The organism is Chryseobacterium endophyticum, assembly GCF_056333165.1.
This window is the reverse complement of sequence record NZ_JBWGXE010000010.1, coordinates 62,699-80,401: the sequence shown is the minus strand read 5'-3', so window position 1 is coordinate 80,401 and position 17,703 is coordinate 62,699. Positions and strand designations below refer to the sequence as shown.

Annotated in this window: 21 protein-coding genes; 17 read left to right on the top strand and 4 right to left on the bottom strand. The window is 37.9% G+C overall.

Annotated elements, in window-relative coordinates:
- Positions 1-11: 11 nt before the first annotated feature.
- The 3 genes from AC0N32_RS18335 to AC0N32_RS18325 are packed head-to-tail and all read left to right on the top strand — an operon-like array spanning position 12 to position 2,458.
- Entirely contained in the window at positions 12-794 is a 783-nt protein-coding gene (locus AC0N32_RS18335; RefSeq protein ID WP_476395290.1) for an alpha/beta fold hydrolase, read from the top strand.
- A 4-nt stretch (positions 795-798) separates the two neighbouring features.
- Positions 799-1,623 carry a hypothetical protein gene (locus tag AC0N32_RS18330; protein WP_476395289.1) on the top strand — a complete coding sequence of 275 codons (825 nt, stop codon included), beginning with the start codon at positions 799-801 and terminating at the stop codon, positions 1,621-1,623.
- A gap of 43 nt (positions 1,624-1,666) precedes the next feature.
- The gene (locus AC0N32_RS18325; RefSeq protein ID WP_476395288.1) at positions 1,667-2,458 is read left to right on the top strand and encodes a patatin-like phospholipase family protein; all 792 of its coding nucleotides are present in this window, start codon (positions 1,667-1,669) and stop codon (positions 2,456-2,458) included.
- Positions 2,459-2,467: 9 nt separating this feature from the next.
- On the opposite strand, the gene AC0N32_RS18320 is transcribed toward AC0N32_RS18325, so the two are convergent.
- Complete coding sequence (locus tag AC0N32_RS18320; RefSeq protein WP_476395287.1) at positions 2,468-3,475, bottom strand: DHH family phosphoesterase; 1,008 nt, start codon at positions 3,473-3,475, stop codon at positions 2,468-2,470.
- A gap of 219 nt (positions 3,476-3,694) precedes the next feature.
- Here AC0N32_RS18320 and rpmH point away from each other — a divergent pair, with 219 nt between their 5' ends.
- Together rpmH and AC0N32_RS18310 are read left to right on the top strand one after the other, a co-directional pair.
- The gene (gene rpmH, locus AC0N32_RS18315) at positions 3,695-3,853 is read left to right on the top strand and encodes a 50S ribosomal protein L34 (RefSeq protein WP_007843334.1); all 159 of its coding nucleotides are present in this window, start codon (positions 3,695-3,697) and stop codon (positions 3,851-3,853) included.
- 155 nt (positions 3,854-4,008) lie between these two features.
- The gene (locus tag AC0N32_RS18310; protein WP_476395286.1) at positions 4,009-4,719 is read left to right on the top strand and encodes a cell division ATP-binding protein FtsE; all 711 of its coding nucleotides are present in this window, start codon (positions 4,009-4,011) and stop codon (positions 4,717-4,719) included.
- 36 nt (positions 4,720-4,755) lie between these two features.
- Here AC0N32_RS18310 and AC0N32_RS18305 read toward each other — a convergent pair whose 3' ends face one another.
- From AC0N32_RS18305 to AC0N32_RS18295, 3 genes are read right to left on the bottom strand one after another with little or no spacing between them, the layout of a single operon-like run.
- Positions 4,756-5,463 (bottom strand): tRNA1(Val) (adenine(37)-N6)-methyltransferase, encoded by a 708-nt coding sequence (locus AC0N32_RS18305; protein WP_476395285.1) that lies wholly within the window; start codon positions 5,461-5,463, stop codon positions 4,756-4,758.
- The gene (locus AC0N32_RS18300) at positions 5,463-6,917 is read right to left on the bottom strand and encodes a sensor histidine kinase (RefSeq protein WP_476395284.1); all 1,455 of its coding nucleotides are present in this window, start codon (positions 6,915-6,917) and stop codon (positions 5,463-5,465) included. Before AC0N32_RS18300 ends, AC0N32_RS18305 begins: the two co-directional genes overlap by 1 nt.
- Positions 6,907-7,503 carry a riboflavin synthase gene (locus AC0N32_RS18295; protein ID WP_476395283.1) on the bottom strand — a complete coding sequence of 199 codons (597 nt, stop codon included), beginning with the start codon at positions 7,501-7,503 and terminating at the stop codon, positions 6,907-6,909. The genes AC0N32_RS18300 and AC0N32_RS18295 overlap by 11 nt, the downstream gene beginning before the upstream one ends.
- 49 nt (positions 7,504-7,552) lie before the next feature.
- On the opposite strand from AC0N32_RS18295, the gene pdxA reads away from it, so the two are divergent.
- The 12 genes from pdxA (at position 7,553) to AC0N32_RS18235 (ending at position 17,702) form a co-directional block, all read left to right on the top strand.
- The gene (gene pdxA, locus AC0N32_RS18290) at positions 7,553-8,644 is read left to right on the top strand and encodes a 4-hydroxythreonine-4-phosphate dehydrogenase PdxA (RefSeq protein ID WP_476395282.1); all 1,092 of its coding nucleotides are present in this window, start codon (positions 7,553-7,555) and stop codon (positions 8,642-8,644) included.
- Positions 8,645-8,728: 84 nt separating this feature from the next.
- Positions 8,729-9,250, top strand: coding sequence for a YceD family protein (locus AC0N32_RS18285; protein ID WP_476395281.1), 522 nt, complete (start codon positions 8,729-8,731; stop codon positions 9,248-9,250).
- A 59-nt stretch (positions 9,251-9,309) separates the two neighbouring features.
- Positions 9,310-9,513: a 50S ribosomal protein L32 gene (rpmF, locus tag AC0N32_RS18280; protein ID WP_007843326.1), complete on the top strand. Its 204-nt coding sequence runs from the start codon at positions 9,310-9,312 to the stop codon at positions 9,511-9,513.
- Positions 9,514-9,639: 126 nt separating this feature from the next.
- Positions 9,640-10,125, top strand: coding sequence for an acetyl-CoA carboxylase biotin carboxyl carrier protein (gene accB, locus AC0N32_RS18275; RefSeq protein ID WP_476395280.1), 486 nt, complete (start codon positions 9,640-9,642; stop codon positions 10,123-10,125).
- A 104-nt stretch (positions 10,126-10,229) separates the two neighbouring features.
- On the top strand, positions 10,230-11,585 hold the full coding sequence (gene accC, locus AC0N32_RS18270; protein ID WP_089853068.1) for an acetyl-CoA carboxylase biotin carboxylase subunit: 1,356 nt from the start codon (positions 10,230-10,232) through the stop codon (positions 11,583-11,585).
- Positions 11,586-11,981: 396 nt separating this feature from the next.
- Complete coding sequence (locus AC0N32_RS18265; RefSeq protein ID WP_476395279.1) at positions 11,982-12,404, top strand: hypothetical protein; 423 nt, start codon at positions 11,982-11,984, stop codon at positions 12,402-12,404.
- 15 nt (positions 12,405-12,419) lie between these two features.
- Positions 12,420-12,938, top strand: a complete 519-nt coding sequence (locus AC0N32_RS18260; protein WP_476395278.1) for a hypothetical protein — start codon at positions 12,420-12,422, stop codon at positions 12,936-12,938.
- Positions 12,939-13,126: 188 nt separating this feature from the next.
- Complete coding sequence (rocD, locus tag AC0N32_RS18255; protein WP_476395277.1) at positions 13,127-14,371, top strand: ornithine--oxo-acid transaminase; 1,245 nt, start codon at positions 13,127-13,129, stop codon at positions 14,369-14,371.
- A gap of 5 nt (positions 14,372-14,376) precedes the next feature.
- Positions 14,377-15,162 (top strand): glycosyltransferase family 2 protein, encoded by a 786-nt coding sequence (locus AC0N32_RS18250; RefSeq protein WP_476395276.1) that lies wholly within the window; start codon positions 14,377-14,379, stop codon positions 15,160-15,162.
- Positions 15,159-15,923 carry a polysaccharide deacetylase family protein gene (locus AC0N32_RS18245; RefSeq protein WP_476395275.1) on the top strand — a complete coding sequence of 255 codons (765 nt, stop codon included), beginning with the start codon at positions 15,159-15,161 and terminating at the stop codon, positions 15,921-15,923. Before AC0N32_RS18250 ends, AC0N32_RS18245 begins: the two co-directional genes overlap by 4 nt.
- A 20-nt stretch (positions 15,924-15,943) precedes the next feature.
- Positions 15,944-16,708, top strand: a complete 765-nt coding sequence (locus tag AC0N32_RS18240) for a glycosyltransferase family 2 protein (protein ID WP_476395274.1) — start codon at positions 15,944-15,946, stop codon at positions 16,706-16,708.
- Between the two features lie 4 nt (positions 16,709-16,712).
- Entirely contained in the window at positions 16,713-17,702 is a 990-nt protein-coding gene (locus AC0N32_RS18235; RefSeq protein WP_476395273.1) for a WaaS/CpsH family glycosyltransferase, read from the top strand.
- The last annotated feature ends 1 nt before the right edge of the window (position 17,703 follow it).

The window sequence follows — 17,703 nt, the reverse complement described above, 5'->3', positions numbered from 1 at the left end:
TTGCTGAAACTATGCTGAATTTTGAAAGAAAGGGAAACGGAAAAGAAACTTTGGTCCTGCTTCACGGCTTTATGGAAAATCTTTCTATCTGGAGCGATATGGAACCCAATCTGTCTGAAAATTTTTCATTATTAAAAATCGATCTTCCCGGCCATGGAAAGTCGGACATCATTGCTGAAGTCCAGACCATGGAACTCATGGCGGAAGAGGTGAAAAAAGTTCTGGACGATCAAAATCTGCAAAAAATTCATTTGCTGGGACACTCGATGGGTGGCTACATTTCATTAGGATTCGCTGAAAAATATCCTGAATACCTGAAAAGTTTAACTTTATTTTTCTCAACCTTTTTGCCGGATGATGCAGAAAAAAAGCAACAGCGCATCAAAAGCTACAGAATCATTGAAGATGCTTTTGCCCATTATGCAAGAGCCGGAGTCCCCAATCTTTTTAATCCCAATGAAAGGGACATTCTTGAAGGCAAAATAGAAACGGCGCTTGAAGTAGCCCTTTCCACACATAATATGGGCGCCCTGGCCTCCGTAAAAGGAATGGTGGAGAGAACGGATAAAAAGCACGTTCTCGAAAATCTCGACGCTAAAATATTGGTTTTGGCAGGCAAATATGACAACGCCGTAAAGACGGAAACGTTGATCAAAAATCTTCCAGACAGAACCAACATAAAATCTTACATTCTTGACTGCGGGCACAACGGGCATTGGGAGAAACCGTCCATTTGTGCAGAGATCATCAATACGGAGCTTCTTCATAATTTACCGAAACATCTAGTTTTTTAGTTTTATGAAAACAGGATTTTTATCACTTCTATTTCTTGCAGTCCTGAGCTGTAAAAAAGAAAATACCGTTTCAACAAATCATCAAAACAAAGCCGAAACCATTACCTCTCAAAACAGTAAAAACCATCCGGAGACTCCATCACAAAACAAAGAAGAAATATTTAATTTCCAGAATGAGCTTTGTGACAATAAAGGATATTTTGATGCGGATAAATATTCGAAAGAACAACTGCAGGATACTTATATCCTTTGGTACAAAATGAGTGGCTCCCTGCTAAGCACAACTTCCGTATTCAATCTTAGCGGCTTACAGAAAGTACGTGCTGAAAAAGAGGCCATCTTATCGAAACTTGACCAGGATTTTTCCGATCAGAAAAAGAGACTTGAAAATTTAAAATTGGTAAATGATCCATACTGGGAAAATGTAAGAGCGCAAAAATTGCGGGAACTGGATTACGAATACGCATTCAGGAAAACTGAAATCCAGGCCTTTTCAAATCCGGGAGTTCTTCTTAGCCCTAAATTTTCTAAAGAATGCGAAAATTTCGCAAAAGCTTTAAATTCAAACGACACCCGAATGGTTGAAGAATGGAGAAAGCTCCGTGAAGAAATGAGTAGAAAAAACAGCGATCCGCAAAGGATCATGGATGAATTTGAAGAACGTTTAAACTCATCTGAAAAGGAAGATTTTGCCACGATTGATTTAATTACTTTCGGCTGGGGAAACTGTGTGAATGATCATATAAAAAGAGTCGACTATGACGAAAATATGTATAAAAAATTCAATGCTCTTTTCATAAAAATCGATTCTGAGTGCGATGAACCTTAAAATTGCTTTATAAATCCGTATCTTAGTAAGGATAAAATTTTCAATGGGTATATTCTCTTTCAAAAAAAAGAAACCGGTTATCGGTCTTACGCTTTCGGGCGGAGGAATGCGTGGAATTGCCCATATTGCGGTATTAAAAGCTTTGGAAGAATACAATCTGAAACCGGATATTATTTCGGGAACCAGCGCGGGATCTATCGTAGGTGCCTTTTATTCTTTGGGAAAAACGCCGGAAGAGATGATGGAAATTGTGAAGCAGACTACTTTTTTTTCAAGGTCTTTTCTAAAACTCTCCAAAAATGGAATTTTCAGTTCAAAGTTTATCCTGAAATTATTCATGGACCATTTTCCGCAGGATGATTTCAAGGTTTTAAAAATTCCGGTATACGTTGCGGCCACCGAAATGACACACGGCATCGTAGATTTTTTCTCGGAGGGTGAGCTTTTTGGTCCGCTGCTCGCATCATCGAGTGTCCCATTTATTTTACCTCCAGTAAAGATCGGGGAAAAAATTTACGTAGACGGCGGTGTTCTGGATAACCTGCCCATTGAACCTATTATCGATAAATGTGACTTTTTAATTGCCTCTCATGTTAATTCCATCAGCTACGACAGCCTTGAGAAAATGACCTTAATGAAGGAATTTGACCGTATTCTTCACCTCGCCATTGCAAAATCTGTTTACTCAAAAGCGAAATCCTGTGATATATTCCTGAACCCGCCAAAAATGACGAAGTTCAGCCTATTCAACAAAAAATTTCTTGATATCATGTTTCAGGAAGTTTACGAATACACCTGTAAAGAACTTGAGGAAAAAGGATATTCGAGAGTGTGAGTACCTAAATTACAAACTGTCTTCAGCCTCAATCTTATTTTTAAAGGTTTCAATCGTACCCTGAAGCGATTCATAAGATTTTCCTCCGGCTGCATTGATGTGCCCTCCTCCATTAAAATATTTTCTTGAAAACTGGTTCACATCCATATCATCTTTGCTTCGGAAAGAGATCTTGATAAAATTCTCATAAAGATCTTCCATAAAAAAGGCCGCCATTTTCACCCCCATAATACTTAGCCCGTAGTTGACAAATCCCTCTGTATCCCCTTTCTGAAAACCGTATTCTTTAAGCTCTTCTCTGGTAAGATAAAGAACAGCCACTTTGCCGTCTTTTACCACTTCTATCCTTCCCAAAATCAAAGCCAGCAGATGAAGGCGGGAAACCGTATTGGTATCCCAGGTACTGGAAGTGATCATGGCAGGATCTGCCCCGTGCTCGATAAGGTTGGCAATAATGCGGTGTGTTGCCGCACTGGTGGAGCGAAAACGGAAACCGCCTGTATCAGTCATGATTCCGGTATACAGACATTCTGCAATATCTTTGTCAACAAGCTGCTCATCGTCCATTGCCTCAATAAAATGATACACCATCTGGCATGTGGCAGGAATGATGGTATCCGAATATACGAAGTCAAAGTCTTCGGGTTGCTGATGATGATCAATAAGAATTTTTTTAGCTTTTGACTGATTAAGCCAGTCTCCCAGCAAACCGATTCTGGAATGCGCATTAAAATCAAGACAGAAAATAACATCTGCGTCATGAATCAGATCAGACGCTACTTTTCTTTTATACTCGCCGATCAAGACTTTTTTGGCTTCCGGCATCCATTTCAGAAATTTCGGAAAATCATTCGGAACGATTACTTCTGCAAAAATTCCTTTTGCTTTAAGATAATGTTTAAGACCTAAGCTGGAACCAATAGCATCTCCATCAGGATTGTAATGGGTAAGGATTACGATTTTATTTTCCGGAGTAAGTAACGTATTGATTTCTAAAAGTTCCGCGGGTGTAAACATGAGATGTTTCTTTTCTTTAAAATTAAGTTTCCAAAGATAGAGCTTTTAAATAAATCGGAAAGTATTATTTTTGCCTGCGTTAAAATCCCGATAAATTGGACGTCGGCAAAATCTTATCAAAAATTTCAAAAAAATATGGGTAAAGTTTGTAACTTTTAAAAAATTGCATATCTTTGCAACCTGAAAATTAATAGATAATTACGATTTAAACATATAGTAATGAGTAAAAGAACATTCCAGCCATCAGAAAGAAAAAGAAGAAACAAACACGGTTTCAGAGAAAGAATGTCTACGCCAAATGGAAGAAGAGTTTTGGCTGCGAGAAGAGCTAAAGGCAGAAAGAGTTTAACTGTAAGTGCATCACGCGCTAAGAGATAATCTTTTTATTATCATATTACAAATCATGCTTGAAAAGAAGTTTTTCAGGCATTTTTTGTTGTTAAAATTTCCTAAAATTTAGGTTCCTAAGTCTTCTTTTTCCTATTTTTAAAATCTGAAAAAATATTTTAGAATAGCACTTTTAAAATTGAATTATGCCACATACACATATTGCCGGAGACAACATTATCAACCTGCAGCACGCAAAGATTGCACAGAAAAACTTCACCGTACTTTCTGATGTAAATCTTAATATCAAAAAAGGAAGATTCTGCTACCTTATCGGAAAAACAGGCTCCGGGAAGAGTTCATTACTGAAAACATTATATGGGCATATTCCTCTGGCTTCAGGGCACGGCGCAGTTGTCGGCTTTGACCTGGCTAAACTGAGAGCTTCAGACGTTCCGAATCTCAGAAGAAAATTAGGAATCGTTTTCCAGGATTTCCAGCTGCTTTCCGACAGAACTGTGGAGAAAAATCTGAAATTCGTACTTGAAGCAACGGGATGGAGCGACAAAGTAAAAATGGAAGACCGCATCAATGAGGTTTTGGGAAGTGTGAATATGAAAAGTAAGAAACACAAGATGCCTCATGAGCTTTCCGGTGGAGAACAGCAGCGTGTGGCGATTGCCAGAGCTTTACTTAATCACCCAGACCTTATTTTAGCGGATGAGCCTACCGGAAACCTTGACCCTGAGACCTCCAACGAAATCATGACGCTGCTGAAGCAGGTTGCTTTGGAAAACGGAGCTGCCGTAGTAATGGCTACCCATGATTACCACATGATCCAGAATTTCCCGGGAGAAGCCATAAGATGTGAGGATGGGAAAGTTTCCGTATTGGATACCGCTGAATTATTTGAATAAAACAAATATTTAGATTTAACATATTACTACTAAAATCTAATTTCTAACTTCTTTTTTAAAAACATGAAACTCTTTGGTGAGTTCAAGATATTGGTCCGAGTATTGTCTCGGACTTTTTTCTATGATAAATTCCGATTCCTGAAGTGATTTTTCAGTTGAGGAAAATTCGAGAATGAGCCTCTTTACGTTTGAATCAACAATACCTTTTATGTTGATCTTTCGAATTAAATACAAATGACTTTCTTTAGCAATAGTCACAAAATTATTTCCGGCCTCGACAGGAATGATGACGGACAAAATCCCTTCCTGTGAAAGAAGTGTCGAGGATTTTACGATCAGCTGGCGAAAGTTCAGTTCCACCGCCTGTCTCGCAATTTTATCTTTCTCAGAATCTGAGATTTCAAAATAAGGAGGATTCGAAACAATCAGGTCAAACCTTTCTTTGGCTTCAAATTCTTTAAAATCCTGATGTTCATTCTTTAGCCTGGACGAGAAAGGCGAGTTTTCAAAATTAATTCTGGTAAGATTTGCCGCTTCTTTATTAATATCAATTCCAAAAAAATTGGCATCAGCATTTCTCTGTGCAAGCATTAATGAGATCAGTCCGGTTCCCGTTCCGACTTCCAGAACCTGGTTTGCATCATCAACATTCGCCAAGGCGCCAAGCAAAACACCGTCGGTTCCCACACGGAAAACGTCTTCCGACTGCTGAATCGAAAACTGTTTAAATAGAAATGATTTCACTATAAATTCGTAGGCAAAGTAATGGTGAATGTTGATCCTTTTCCGACTTCGGATTTTACGGCAATTTCTCCCTTGTAGTCTTCCACCATTTTTCTGACCATGGATAAACCAAGGCCCATTCCGCTGTTTTTGGAGGTGAAATTAGGTTCAAAAATTCTTTCGTAAATATTCTCAGGAATCCCGATACCATTATCCTGAACGGAAATCATTATCCTCCGCTGATGCTGTTCCACATCAACATTAATGATGAGTTTTCTTTCATCGCTTTCCGCCTGTTTTGCATTGGTTACAAGATTGGTTATGATTCTGGAGAGATAAATCCTGTCCATATTAATCATAATATTGCTTTTATTGGCATGCATGAAAATGCTGTCATCATTGAACACACGCAGGATATCCTCAACCTCATTGTTAAGATTAATGATTTCATTATTTTTTTCCGGCAACTTGGCAAATTCGGAAAAAGCGGATGCAACAGTGGCGATAAGATCAATCTGATCCACCATCGTTTTGCTCATCTGTTTTACTTTCTCTCTTACATTCGGATCTTCGGGATCAAATTTCCTTTCAAAATTCTGGATCGTCAGTTTCATTGGCGTAAGCGGGTTTTTCACTTCATGGGCGACCTGCTTGGCCATTTCGCGCCAGGCTTCTTCAGAAGCTTTGAAACGAAGCCTTTCTTTCTGATCCTGAATCTGAAGGATCATCCGGTTGTAAGCCCTTGCCAGAGCATTCAGCTCATCGTTTTTATAATATCTGATAGGCCGCATTTCATTTTCGAATAAGGTAATACGGGTAATCATATCGGAAAACTTAGTGATGTTTTTAGCAAGACTGTTAGACATTACCCAACTGAACCAGACACTGAATAAAATAAGAATGATATCGACAAGGATTATATATTTTACATAAGTATTCAGAACATCAAAATAAGCCGATTCATTATGATACAAAGGAATGTATACAATGGCAATCGGCTCAAGATCATTGTTTTTCAGCAAAAGATAGGAAGAGGTAAGAACTGCATCCCTGGAAGCATCATAGCCTTTAATATCAACCCTGGCTTTGGTAGCCAGAATTCTGTTGACAATATTAATAGGAATCTTTTTCTGTTCTACCAGACTTTCTTCTTTATTTGAAAGCAGATAATTCCCTTTTAAATCATATAAAATGATATCATGCTGATTGATATCGGCAATTTCAAAGATTTTGTTATCCAGAAGCCGGGGAAGATCTTGAGTTTCGGTATGTTTCATGCTCACTGCATAATCCAGGTACCTTATGACCGCTCCTGTTTTTTCCTGCATATCAATCCTGCTTTTCTGTACAGAATTTTCCCTGAGGACAAAATAAGGAACCAGTGAGGAAGCCACTACACTTAAAAGACATACCAATAAGAATCCAAAAAAGACACGGTTTCTTAAGCTATATCCTTTGTACATACTAATTGACATTCTGTTTTTTAATTAACCTAGCAATATACTTACCAATTATATCAAATTCTAAATTAACTTTATCCCCAATTTTCAAATATTTCATGTTTGTAAATTCCCAGGTATAAGGAATAATCGCCACTGAAAACCTGTTATCTTCGCTTTTGGCAACCGTAAGACTGATTCCGTTTACCGTGATAGAACCCTGCGGAACCGTCACAAAACTTCCATCGCTTTCGTATGACATGGTGATGAAATAACTTCCGTCTTTGTTTTCAATATTTACTACCTCCCCTGTTTTATCAACGTGTCCCTGCACGATATGTCCGTCGAGTCTTCCGTCCATTTTCATGCATCGTTCAAGGTTTACCACCGTTCCGACTTCCCATTTTCCGAGGTTTGTTTTTTCTAAAGTTTCATTGATGGCTGTTACTACGTATTGGTTTCCGTCGATCTTCACGACGGTAAGACAACAGCCGTTGTGCGCCAGGCTCTGGTCGATTTTCAACTCATGGGTAAAAGGGCAGGTTAAAGTAAAATCAATATTGCTTCCGTTTTCTTCAATCTTCTCAATTATTCCAACTGCTTCAATTATTCCTGTGAACATATTATTTTTTGCTAAATTTGTAGTTTATTAATCTTCAAAGATAATCAAAATGAGCCCAAAAAACCATAAAGTACGAGTAGGAATTTCAATAGGAGATTTCAACGGCATCGGTCCCGAAATCATTATGAAATCCCTGGCTGACAAAACCATTACGGATTTTTTCACTCCGGTAATTTTTGGTTCGGGAAAATTATTTACCTATCAGAAAAATATTTTCAAACTTAACGTAAACTTCAACTACATCAACGAAGCGTCACAGGCACAGGGAGCAAAAATAAACATGGTAAACCTGGTGAAGGACAATTCTACAGTAGAGCTGGGAACACCGACGGAAGAATCCACCAAAATGGCCATCGACTCGCTGGAAGCGGCCACAGAAGCTTTACTGAAAGGAGAAATCGATGTCCTTGTCACAGCACCGATCAATAAAGATGAGATGGTGAAAATGGGCTTCAAACACGCAGGACACACCGGATATTTTGAAGAAAAATTCAATAAAAAAGGATTGATGTTCCTGGTAACGGAAGAATTAAAAGTCGCCGTGCTGACGCATCACATCCCGATCGCCCAGGTTGCTGAAAATATTTCCAAGGAAAAAATTAAAAAGCAGATCCGGGTTTTAAACCAGACTTTAATTGAAGATTTCAATATTACAAAACCTAAAATTGCCGTTTTAGGACTGAATCCGCACGCGGGTGACGGCGGCGTAATCGGAAAAGAAGAAATTGAGATCATCGCGCCGGCCATTAAGGAACTTTCAGACAACGGAATCCTTGCATTCGGCCCCTTCCCTGCCGACAGTTTTTTCCAGCCGGGAAAATATAAAAGTTTCGATGCGGTTCTGGCCATGTACCACGATCAGGGCTTAGCACCTTTTAAAACACTGGCCTATGAAGAAGGCGTAAATTATACCGCAGGGCTTCCGTTCATCAGGACATCACCCGATCACGGAACGGCCTACGATATTGCCGGTAAAAATATGGCCGATGAACAAAGTTTTACGGAAGCTATTTTCACTGCCATTAAAATATTCAGACACCGAAGCGAATACAACGATTTGATGAGCAACCGGCTTCAGCCCAGAAAAATGGCTGTTGATAACGGAATAGACGAAGATTTGCCGGACGAATCTGAAGGCTAAACCTTTAAAAGAGATTTTAAATTAATTTGTTTTAGAATTTATTTGTTATTATAAAAAAATTGCATATTTTTGCACACTCATTTTATGGACAAGTTAAGAAACTATGACGTAAGCTTTTCCGGGCTAAAAACCGGCAAGCACGAGTTCAGGTTTGAGATAGATAAAGAGTTCTTTCAATTATTTGACACTGAACAGGAATTTACAAATCCCAGAATTTCAGTAGATGTCTTATTAGACAAGCATACTACATTCCTGGAATTTGAGATTAAAGCAGATGGCATGGTAGAGCTGGTTTGCGACATTACAAACGAAAGTTTTGACCACCCTATCGAAAATGAAATCAAGGTTTTGGTAAAATTCGGTGAAGAATATGACGACAGTGAAGAAGACGTCATTACGATTCCTACAAACGATTATGCTTTCAATATAGCACAGCTGATGTACGAAAATGTAGCGCTATCAATCCCGATGAAGAAAATCTCACCGAATGTGAGTGATGAAGATCTTGCAATCCTGGAAAAGTTCAGTCCGAAAGAAGATGAAGAAGAAGAACATGAAAGTGATCCCCGTTGGGACGCACTAAAAAATTTAAAGAATAAAAATTAAATAGTTTAATGATGAGATGATGAATCTCATCGCTCATCAGTTAAAAAAGTTATTAGAAAATGGCACATCCAAAGAGAAGACAGTCGTCTACAAGAAGAGATAAGAGAAGAACTCACTATAAAGCTGTAGTTCCTCAATTGGCTAAAGATGCAACAACAGGAGAGCTTCACCTATACCACAGAGCTCACTGGCATGAAGGAAAACTTTACTACAGAGGTAAAGTAGTATTGGAAAAAGAAGTAGCAACTACTGAAGAAAACTAAGAGTCGCTTTCACTGAAAAACACTCGTTTTTATACAAAAACCGCCCGATTTTTATAAAATTTGGCGGTTTTTTGTTGTTTTTTACGATTTTTTGGTATCTTTGACCCAAAATCAAATATCAATTTTATGGACATTAAAGACATACAAAATCTTATTAAGTTTGTATCTAAAGCAGAAGTATCTGAAGTAAAATACAAGACTAAAGATTTCGAAATCACTATTAAAACTCCATTAGCAGGAAGCGAAATGGCTTATGCTCAGCCTGCGGTTTACCATACGGCTCCTCAACAGGTAGCGGCGGCTCCGGCACCGGCAGCAACTCCTGCGGCAGCTCCGGCACAAAGCACCGAGCCGGCTGCTGATAATAGTAAATATGTTACCATTAAGTCTCCTATGATCGGTACTTTCTACAGAAAACCTTCTCCGGACAAAGATGTATTTGTAAATGTCGGCGATGAAGTTTCAAACGGAAAAGTTGTTTGTGTGATCGAGGCGATGAAGCTATTCAACCAGATCGAGTCTGAAGTAAGCGGAAAGATCGTTAAAATCTTAGTAGATGATGCTACCCCTGTAGAATACGACCAACCTTTATTCTTAGTAGATCCATCATAATTTAGTTAGAAGTTAGAATTTAGAAAATAGAAGTTAGATAGCTAACTTTTAAGTTTCGTACTCATGTCTAATTTTCAAATTATCTAATTTTCAAATTAAAGAAGATGTTCAAAAAAATATTAATAGCCAATCGTGGCGAAATTGCAATGCGTATCTTACGTACTTGTAAAGAAATGGGGATCAAGACCGTTGCGGTATATTCTACGGCAGACAAAGACAGTCTTCACGTAAGATTTGCTGATGAGGCGGTTTGTATTGGTCCTGCAATGAGCAAAGACTCATACCTTAAAATTCCTAATATCATTGCTGCTGCAGAAATTACCAATGCAGATGCCATTCACCCGGGTTACGGTTTCTTATCTGAAAATGCCAACTTTTCAAGAATCTGCCAGAAGAACGGTATTAAGTTCATTGGTGCTACCCCTGAGCAAATCGAAAAAATGGGAGATAAAGCCAATGCCAAGGCAACAATGAAGGCAGCGGGTGTACCTTGTGTACCCGGTTCCGACGGATTAATAGAATCTTATGAACATGCCGTAAAAATTGCTGAAGAGACGGGGTATCCTGTAATGATCAAAGCAACAGCAGGAGGCGGCGGAAAAGGGATGAGAGCTGTTTGGAAAGCCGAAGACCTTAAAGACCACTGGGAATCTGCTATTCAGGAAGCGGTGGCCGCTTTCGGTAACGGAGGCATGTACATGGAAAAACTGATCGAGGAACCAAGACATATTGAAATTCAGGTTGCGGGAGACCAATTCGGGAAAGCGTGTCACCTTTCGGAAAGAGACTGCTCGGTACAGAGAAGAAATCAGAAACTGACGGAAGAAACGCCTTCTCCTTTCATGACGGACGAACTTCGTGAGAAAATGGGTGAAGCTGCTGTTAAGGCTGCAGAATTTATCGGATACGAAGGTGTAGGAACGATCGAATTCCTGGTAGACAAGCACAGAAATTTCTATTTCATGGAAATGAATACAAGAATCCAGGTAGAACACCCGATCACGGAACAGGTTATTGATTATGACCTGATCAGAGAACAGATTCTTTTAGCTGCAGGAACGCCGATTTCAGGAATCAATTATTACCCTAAGCTACATTCCATCGAGTGTAGAATCAATGCGGAAGATCCTTACATGGATTTCCGACCTTCTCCGGGGAAAATTACAGGATTGAATATTCCTGGCGGACACGGGGTAAGAGTTGATACACACGTTTATTCAGGATATACAATTCCTTCCAATTACGACTCAATGATCGCCAAGCTGATTACCACGGCTCAAACCCGTGAGGAAGCGATTGCCAAAATGAGAAGAGCACTGGAAGAATTTTATATTGAAGGTGTAAAAACGACAATTCCTTTCCACAGACAGCTGATGGATAATGAAGATTATCTTTCAGGAAACTATACGACGAAATTCATGGAGGATTTTGTAATGGATAGAAAATATGATAATCATTAAGATTATTTTAAAATAAATTTCCAAACCGTCTCAAAAATGAGACGGTTTTTTTGTTTAAAAATCACCCTTTTGTATGATTGTGCGACTGCTAGCCTTACAATAATTTTGATAAAACCTCTTATTAAACACAAAAAATTTTACCCATCAAAAACTTAGCTTTAATTTCATTCTGCCTGTTGACCCATCTTCTTTTTGGGCAAAAAAATTTGATGAAGATAAACTAATGACAGAATATCTCGAAGGAAAGGGGCTATACGTAGAGGAGAAGAAAGTGATATTCATAGAAGATTTATAACTGATATTTAATTATTTATGAAAATAAAAAATATATTCCCATTTTTAGTTATTTTGTTTTCGACATTCTGGAATCTTAATTTTGCGCAGGAAAAAGAAATTTTGAAAATTTTGAATCGGAAACTGAAAAAAGAAGTAAAAAATCAACTTCAATCCTCCAACTTTAATGAAGATACCATCAGCATTATCGAAGAGTTCTCTATCAATAAAGACAAGATCCTGACTTTTACCATTAAAAAAACAAGTCCGTATTCCAAGGGTTATCAGATTATAAAACAAGAAGTTCCATTACATCAAATAAAAAAGATAGGAAAAGATATCCAGATTATTTTAGAAACCGAAAAAAATGCAGTTGAAACACACTTTACAACAGTTGATGAAGGTTCAAAAGCACAAGTCATACATGAAAGCCTGTTTTTCTTATACATCACTGATGAAAAAGAAGACGACAGCCTGGGTATTGAGCTTCAGAAAGCTTTTCGGAAAGCGGGCTATGAAATTCAGAAAGATCCCTGGTATGATTAATTTTAATACGTAAGAATGAAACTGAAAGGGAAAGAAAAGAAATTCTGGTGGGATTTTGCCAGAATCAAAGATTCGAAAAGGATTCCGGATGAAATACCCGGATTTACAAGCATCGACTCCTCGGATGACGATGAATATATTGCAATCCTTTTTGAGAGGGTGAAAATCATCCATTATCTATATTTTAAGGAAACAAAAATTACGGATGAAACGGTACGTCTGATTTCCCATGTTCAGCAGTTAAAAAGCCTGACATTAATGAAACACCCAAACATTACGAAAAAAAGCCTTCCCTATCTCAATACATTAACCGACCTGGAATATCTGGACATCTGGAAAACAGAAATTACCGTTAAAGATATTTACCAGCTCGATCAGCTTCAAAACCTAAAAGAATTGCACGTAGCTTCTCTGGGTTATGAATTCAGCAGCCATTTCCAGATGGAAAGTGATCTTATTTTGGAGGAGGTTATTCATTTAGAAACGATTTTGCCACATTGTAAGTTTTATATAGATCATGACCTTTATCCGTAAATTTATTATTTGTTAATATACTTTTACAGAAAGATATTATACCTGCAACATGATCTTAATGTCAATAATATTTTTAAAGACATCTGTTTTCAGCATTAAAATGTTCTCGGATCAGGCTGTTTTTCAGTGTCTATTTTCTGTTTATCCATCTCATTTATAATGTTTACATTTGCGCAAAATCAACATATATGTCAACAGCAGAAACAGTGAAAGATTCACAATATTTTATTGGCCTTGAAGATAAATACGGCGCCCACAATTACCACCCTCTTCCTGTGGTGTTAGACAGAGGAGAAGGCGTTTTCGTATGGGATGTCGAAGGTAAGAAATATTATGATTTTCTTTCAGCTTATTCTGCAGTAAACCAAGGACATTCACATCCGAAAATCGTAGACGCTTTAGTAGAGCAGGCTAAAAAACTGGCTTTGACATCGAGAGCTTTCTACAATTCAAAGCTGGGAGAATACGAAGAAAAAATCACCCATCTTTTCGGTTTTGATAAAGTTTTACCTATGAATTCCGGGGCTGAAGCGGTAGAAACTGCCGTAAAATTAGCCAGAAAATGGAGCTATGAAGTAAAAGGAATTTCCGAAAATGCAGCAAAAATTATTGTCTGTGAAAACAACTTCCACGGAAGAACAACGACGATCGTTTCATTTTCAAATGATCCTGATGCCAATCAGAATTATGGTCCTTTTACACCCGGATTTATTAAAATCCCTTATAACGATATTGCTGCTCTTGAAGAAGTTCTTAACAGAGAAGCTGGAAATATTGCAGCATTTTTAGTTGAACCCATCCAGGGTGAAGCGGGAGTTTATGTTCCGAATGACGGTTTCCTGAAAAATGCTTCCGAATTGTGTAAAAAACACAATGTTCTTTTCATCGCAGACGAAGTTCAGACCGGAATCGCAAGAACCGGAAAACTGATTGCCTGTCATCATGAAGATGTACAGCCTGATATTTTGATTTTAGGAAAAGCCTTATCCGGAGGCATGTATCCGGTATCAGCAGTTTTAGCCGATAACGAGATCATGAACGTCATAAAACCCGGCCAACACGGTTCTACTTTTGGAGGAAATCCTATTGCCTGCGCAGTAGCAGTAGCCGCCCTTAATGTCGTAGAGGAAGAAAAATTATCTGAAAGAGCTGAAGAACTTGGAAAATTATTCAGATCTGAGATTGAAAAAATAATAGAAAAGTCCGCTCTGATCACAAAAGTTCGGGGAAAAGGATTACTGAATGCCATTCTGATCAATGACACACCGGAAAGCTCCACCGCATGGAATATCTGTTTAAAGTTAAAAGAAAACGGACTTTTAGCGAAGCCTACCCACGGAAATATCATCAGACTGGCTCCACCATTGGTTATTACGGAAGAGCAGCTTTTGGATTGTGTGAAAATTATTGAAAAAACCATCCTTTCTTTTTAACACAAATGGCACTTTCCCTCGCAGTCATTACTTACAATGAAGAAGATAATATTGTAAGATTACTTAATGCCGTTAAAGACACCGTTGATGAAGTTATTATCGTAGACAGCCATTCCACAGACAGGACGAAGGAAATCTGTCTTCAGAATTATCCGGATATAAAATTTTATGAAAGGAAATTCAACGGGTATGGTGAGCAGAAAAATTATGCACTCAGCCTTTGTTCAAAGCAGTGGGTGCTTTTTCTGGATGCAGATGAAGTCCCGGATGAAGAGATGCTGCAGTCGATCCGGAATATCATTTCTTCAGGAAATACGGGACACTGTGTATATAAGGCCAGATACAACAATCATCTCGGCATCCACCTGATCAGGTTTGGAGGATGGGGAAATGTGTGCAAAGAAAGGCTCTTCAGAAAAGATTCTGCAAAATATTCTGATGATAAAGTCCATGAATTCCTGATTACCAGCCAAAAAGCGGGAATTCTGGAAGGAAAAATAGACCACTTTACCTACAAAAGCATTCATCATCACATTGCTAAAATCAATACGTATTCTGATATGATGGCGGAAAAGATGTTTGAACGCGGGAAAAAATATCAGAATTTTAAAATCATCATCAGTCCCGTTTTCGAGTTTATCAAAGTATTTGTATTTAAATTTGGCTTTTTAGATGGTTTTGCGGGATTTTACGTAGCGAAGACCATGTCCTATTATACTTTTTTAAAATACATAAAACTGCGTGAAAAAATAAGAATCCGGGAAATCAGAAAAAAATGTGGTGAGTTATGATGATTCTTTATTTCACCACACCCGTATTGCTTTTTGTTGTCATTTATTTCCGGCTTTATCTTTATTTATTCCCCAAAAACCGGATGATCATTTTAATGTATCATCAGATTGCAGAAGAAAGCGGCGAAGATCTTACGGTTAGCCTGAAGAATCTTGAGGATCAATTTAAATATTTAAACCAAAAAAAATATCAATCCAGGTTTTTCAGTGAATTGAATATTCCATGCAGAAGAAGCATTATTATCACCTTTGATGACGGATACAAAAATAATGAAGTCCATCTCCCGGCCTTATTGGAAAAATACAATCTGAATGCAACGATATTTATTCCCACAGAATTTATTCAGAAAGGATATAAAAATAATGAGATGATGAATTTTGAGGAGATTCGTAATCTTAACCGTGAACGTTTTGAAATTGCTCTTCACAGTCATTCTCATCAAAACTTCAGAAGTGTTTCTGCTGATTTTATAGAACATGATCTTCAAAAAAACATGCAGATTCTGGAGGATGAAAATATACAATATTCAAAGGTTCTGGCCTATCCTTACGGGAAATATCCCAAAAAAGATCCGGCAAAAACAGCCGTTTTTTCAGTTTTGCAACGTCTGGGAATTCTCTACGCGGTCAGAATCGGAAATAAAATCAATTATTTCCCAACCCGAAAACCTTATGAACTGTGCAGAATAGACATAAAGGGGAAAGATACGCTGATACATTTCAAATTAAAACTTATCTTTGGTAGATTAAAAATGTTTTAGGAAAGATAAATTAATTGGTAATGACAGAACAAGGTGTGATGAATGTAAGTGGCTTAATCATAACCTATAACGAAGAAAAAAACATTCAGGAAGTACTGGAATGCTTTGATTTCTGTGACGAAATTATCGTGGTAGACTCATTCAGTACGGACAAAACTGTAGAAATTGCACAAAAATATCCGAAAGTAAAGATCATTCAAAACGCATTTGAAGACTTTACAAAGCAGAGGAATATCGCACTGGATGCTGCAAAAAACGATTGGGTATTATTTCTTGACGGTGACGAAAGAATCACCGCTCCCCTCAAAAAAGAAATCATAAACGAACTTAAAAAGCCTGCGCAGAAAGACGCTTATTACTTTTACCGGAAATTTTACTTTGCCGGAAAGCCGATTCACTATTCAGGAACGCAGACTGACAAAAACTTCAGGCTTTTCAGAAAATCCAGGGCCCGGTATATCAGTGGAAAAAAAGTTCATGAAACGCTCCATGTTAACGGAACGGTTGGCGAAATGAAAAATAAACTTTTGCATTTTTCCGTTAGTGATTATGAGTCTTATAAAACAAAAATGATTCATTACGGCGTTCTGAAAGGACAGGAATTGGCGGCCCATGGCAAAAAATATAACCGTATCTCCCAATATTCCAAGACAGCATTCAAGTTTTTTAAGGCATACATTTTGCGTTTAGGTATTCTTGACGGAAAAGAAGGCTACCAGCTTTCTTACCTGCAGTCCTTAAGTGTTTTTGAAACTTATGAATCATTAAAAAAGGAACAAAACTAACTGGATGAAAATTTGTGTAATTAGTTTCGATTTTTGGGGATATGATTACTATATTGTGGATGCTCTGAAGTCTAAAAATATAGACGCCCGGCACATTAAAATAAGCGATGTCACCCATTCTAATTTTAGTGAAAGGGCAACGAATGCCGTAAGCAAAATTTTCCTTAATAAAAACCTGAAAACAGAAAAAAGACAAAAATTTGTTACCGATTCTCTGGAACAGATTGGCTACCAGGATCAGATTTTGGTGATGAATCCCGATACTTTTGACCTGTCAACACTTGAAGAAATTAGAAAATATACCGGAAGGCTAATCACCTATCTTTATGACAGCCTCGACCGGGTTCCGGTCGACAAAGAAAAACTGGATCTTTTTGATAAAATTTTCTCATTCGATATTGCCGATGTGCAGCAATATGGTTTTGAAAAGCTGACCAACTACATCTACCTTCCCCTTACGCGGTGCGAAAAACAGAATCCTGAAATGGATCTTTTCTACATCACATCTTATGACAATAAAAGAGTAGAATTCATTAAACTTCTTACCAAAAGACTTCTGGAGCTGAAACTCAAATTCCAGATCATTGTCATCGGAAAGAAAGGATGGAAACATCAGCTGAAAAATGTCTTCATTAAAATTCCGGAAAACCTGCACATTGTCTTCAGCATAAAAAAAATAAGTCATAAAAAGCTTCCGGAATATTATAAAAATTCGCGAGCTTTGCTTGATCTTACCCGTGAAAACCAATATGGACTGAGTTTCCGGGTTTTTGAAGCGATGGCATTGGAAAAGAAAATCATTACAGACAATCAATTGATTAAAGATTATGATTTTTATAGTCCTGAGAACATCCTGGTTTTAAATGAAACTTGCAGCAATCTTGAAAAATCTTTTTTTGAGACTCCCTACGAGAAAGTTCCGCAGGAGATTTACTACAAATACACACTGGATCACTGGACGGATAAGGTTTTCGGGCTCAACAAAAAAACATAAT

Coding starts and splice junctions, on each gene's coding strand:
- AC0N32_RS18335 (WP_476395290.1), top strand. CDS start 12: ATGCTGAATTTTGAAAGAAAGGGAAACGGAAAAGAAACTTTGGTCCTG.
- AC0N32_RS18330 (WP_476395289.1), top strand. CDS start 799: ATGAAAACAGGATTTTTATCACTTCTATTTCTTGCAGTCCTGAGCTGT.
- AC0N32_RS18325 (WP_476395288.1), top strand. CDS start 1,667: ATGGGTATATTCTCTTTCAAAAAAAAGAAACCGGTTATCGGTCTTACG.
- AC0N32_RS18320 (WP_476395287.1), bottom strand. CDS start 3,475: ATGTTTACACCCGCGGAACTTTTAGAAATCAATACGTTACTTACTCCG.
- rpmH (WP_007843334.1), top strand. CDS start 3,695: ATGAGTAAAAGAACATTCCAGCCATCAGAAAGAAAAAGAAGAAACAAA.
- AC0N32_RS18310 (WP_476395286.1), top strand. CDS start 4,009: ATGCCACATACACATATTGCCGGAGACAACATTATCAACCTGCAGCAC.
- AC0N32_RS18300 (WP_476395284.1), bottom strand. CDS start 6,917: ATGTCAATTAGTATGTACAAAGGATATAGCTTAAGAAACCGTGTCTTT.
- AC0N32_RS18295 (WP_476395283.1), bottom strand. CDS start 7,503: ATGTTCACAGGAATAATTGAAGCAGTTGGAATAATTGAGAAGATTGAA.
- pdxA (WP_476395282.1), top strand. CDS start 7,553: ATGAGCCCAAAAAACCATAAAGTACGAGTAGGAATTTCAATAGGAGAT.
- AC0N32_RS18285 (WP_476395281.1), top strand. CDS start 8,729: ATGGACAAGTTAAGAAACTATGACGTAAGCTTTTCCGGGCTAAAAACC.
- rpmF (WP_007843326.1), top strand. CDS start 9,310: ATGGCACATCCAAAGAGAAGACAGTCGTCTACAAGAAGAGATAAGAGA.
- accB (WP_476395280.1), top strand. CDS start 9,640: ATGGACATTAAAGACATACAAAATCTTATTAAGTTTGTATCTAAAGCA.
- accC (WP_089853068.1), top strand. CDS start 10,230: ATGTTCAAAAAAATATTAATAGCCAATCGTGGCGAAATTGCAATGCGT.
- AC0N32_RS18260 (WP_476395278.1), top strand. CDS start 12,420: ATGAAACTGAAAGGGAAAGAAAAGAAATTCTGGTGGGATTTTGCCAGA.
- rocD (WP_476395277.1), top strand. CDS start 13,127: ATGTCAACAGCAGAAACAGTGAAAGATTCACAATATTTTATTGGCCTT.
- AC0N32_RS18250 (WP_476395276.1), top strand. CDS start 14,377: ATGGCACTTTCCCTCGCAGTCATTACTTACAATGAAGAAGATAATATT.
- AC0N32_RS18245 (WP_476395275.1), top strand. CDS start 15,159: ATGATGATTCTTTATTTCACCACACCCGTATTGCTTTTTGTTGTCATT.
- AC0N32_RS18240 (WP_476395274.1), top strand. CDS start 15,944: ATGACAGAACAAGGTGTGATGAATGTAAGTGGCTTAATCATAACCTAT.
- AC0N32_RS18235 (WP_476395273.1), top strand. CDS start 16,713: ATGAAAATTTGTGTAATTAGTTTCGATTTTTGGGGATATGATTACTAT.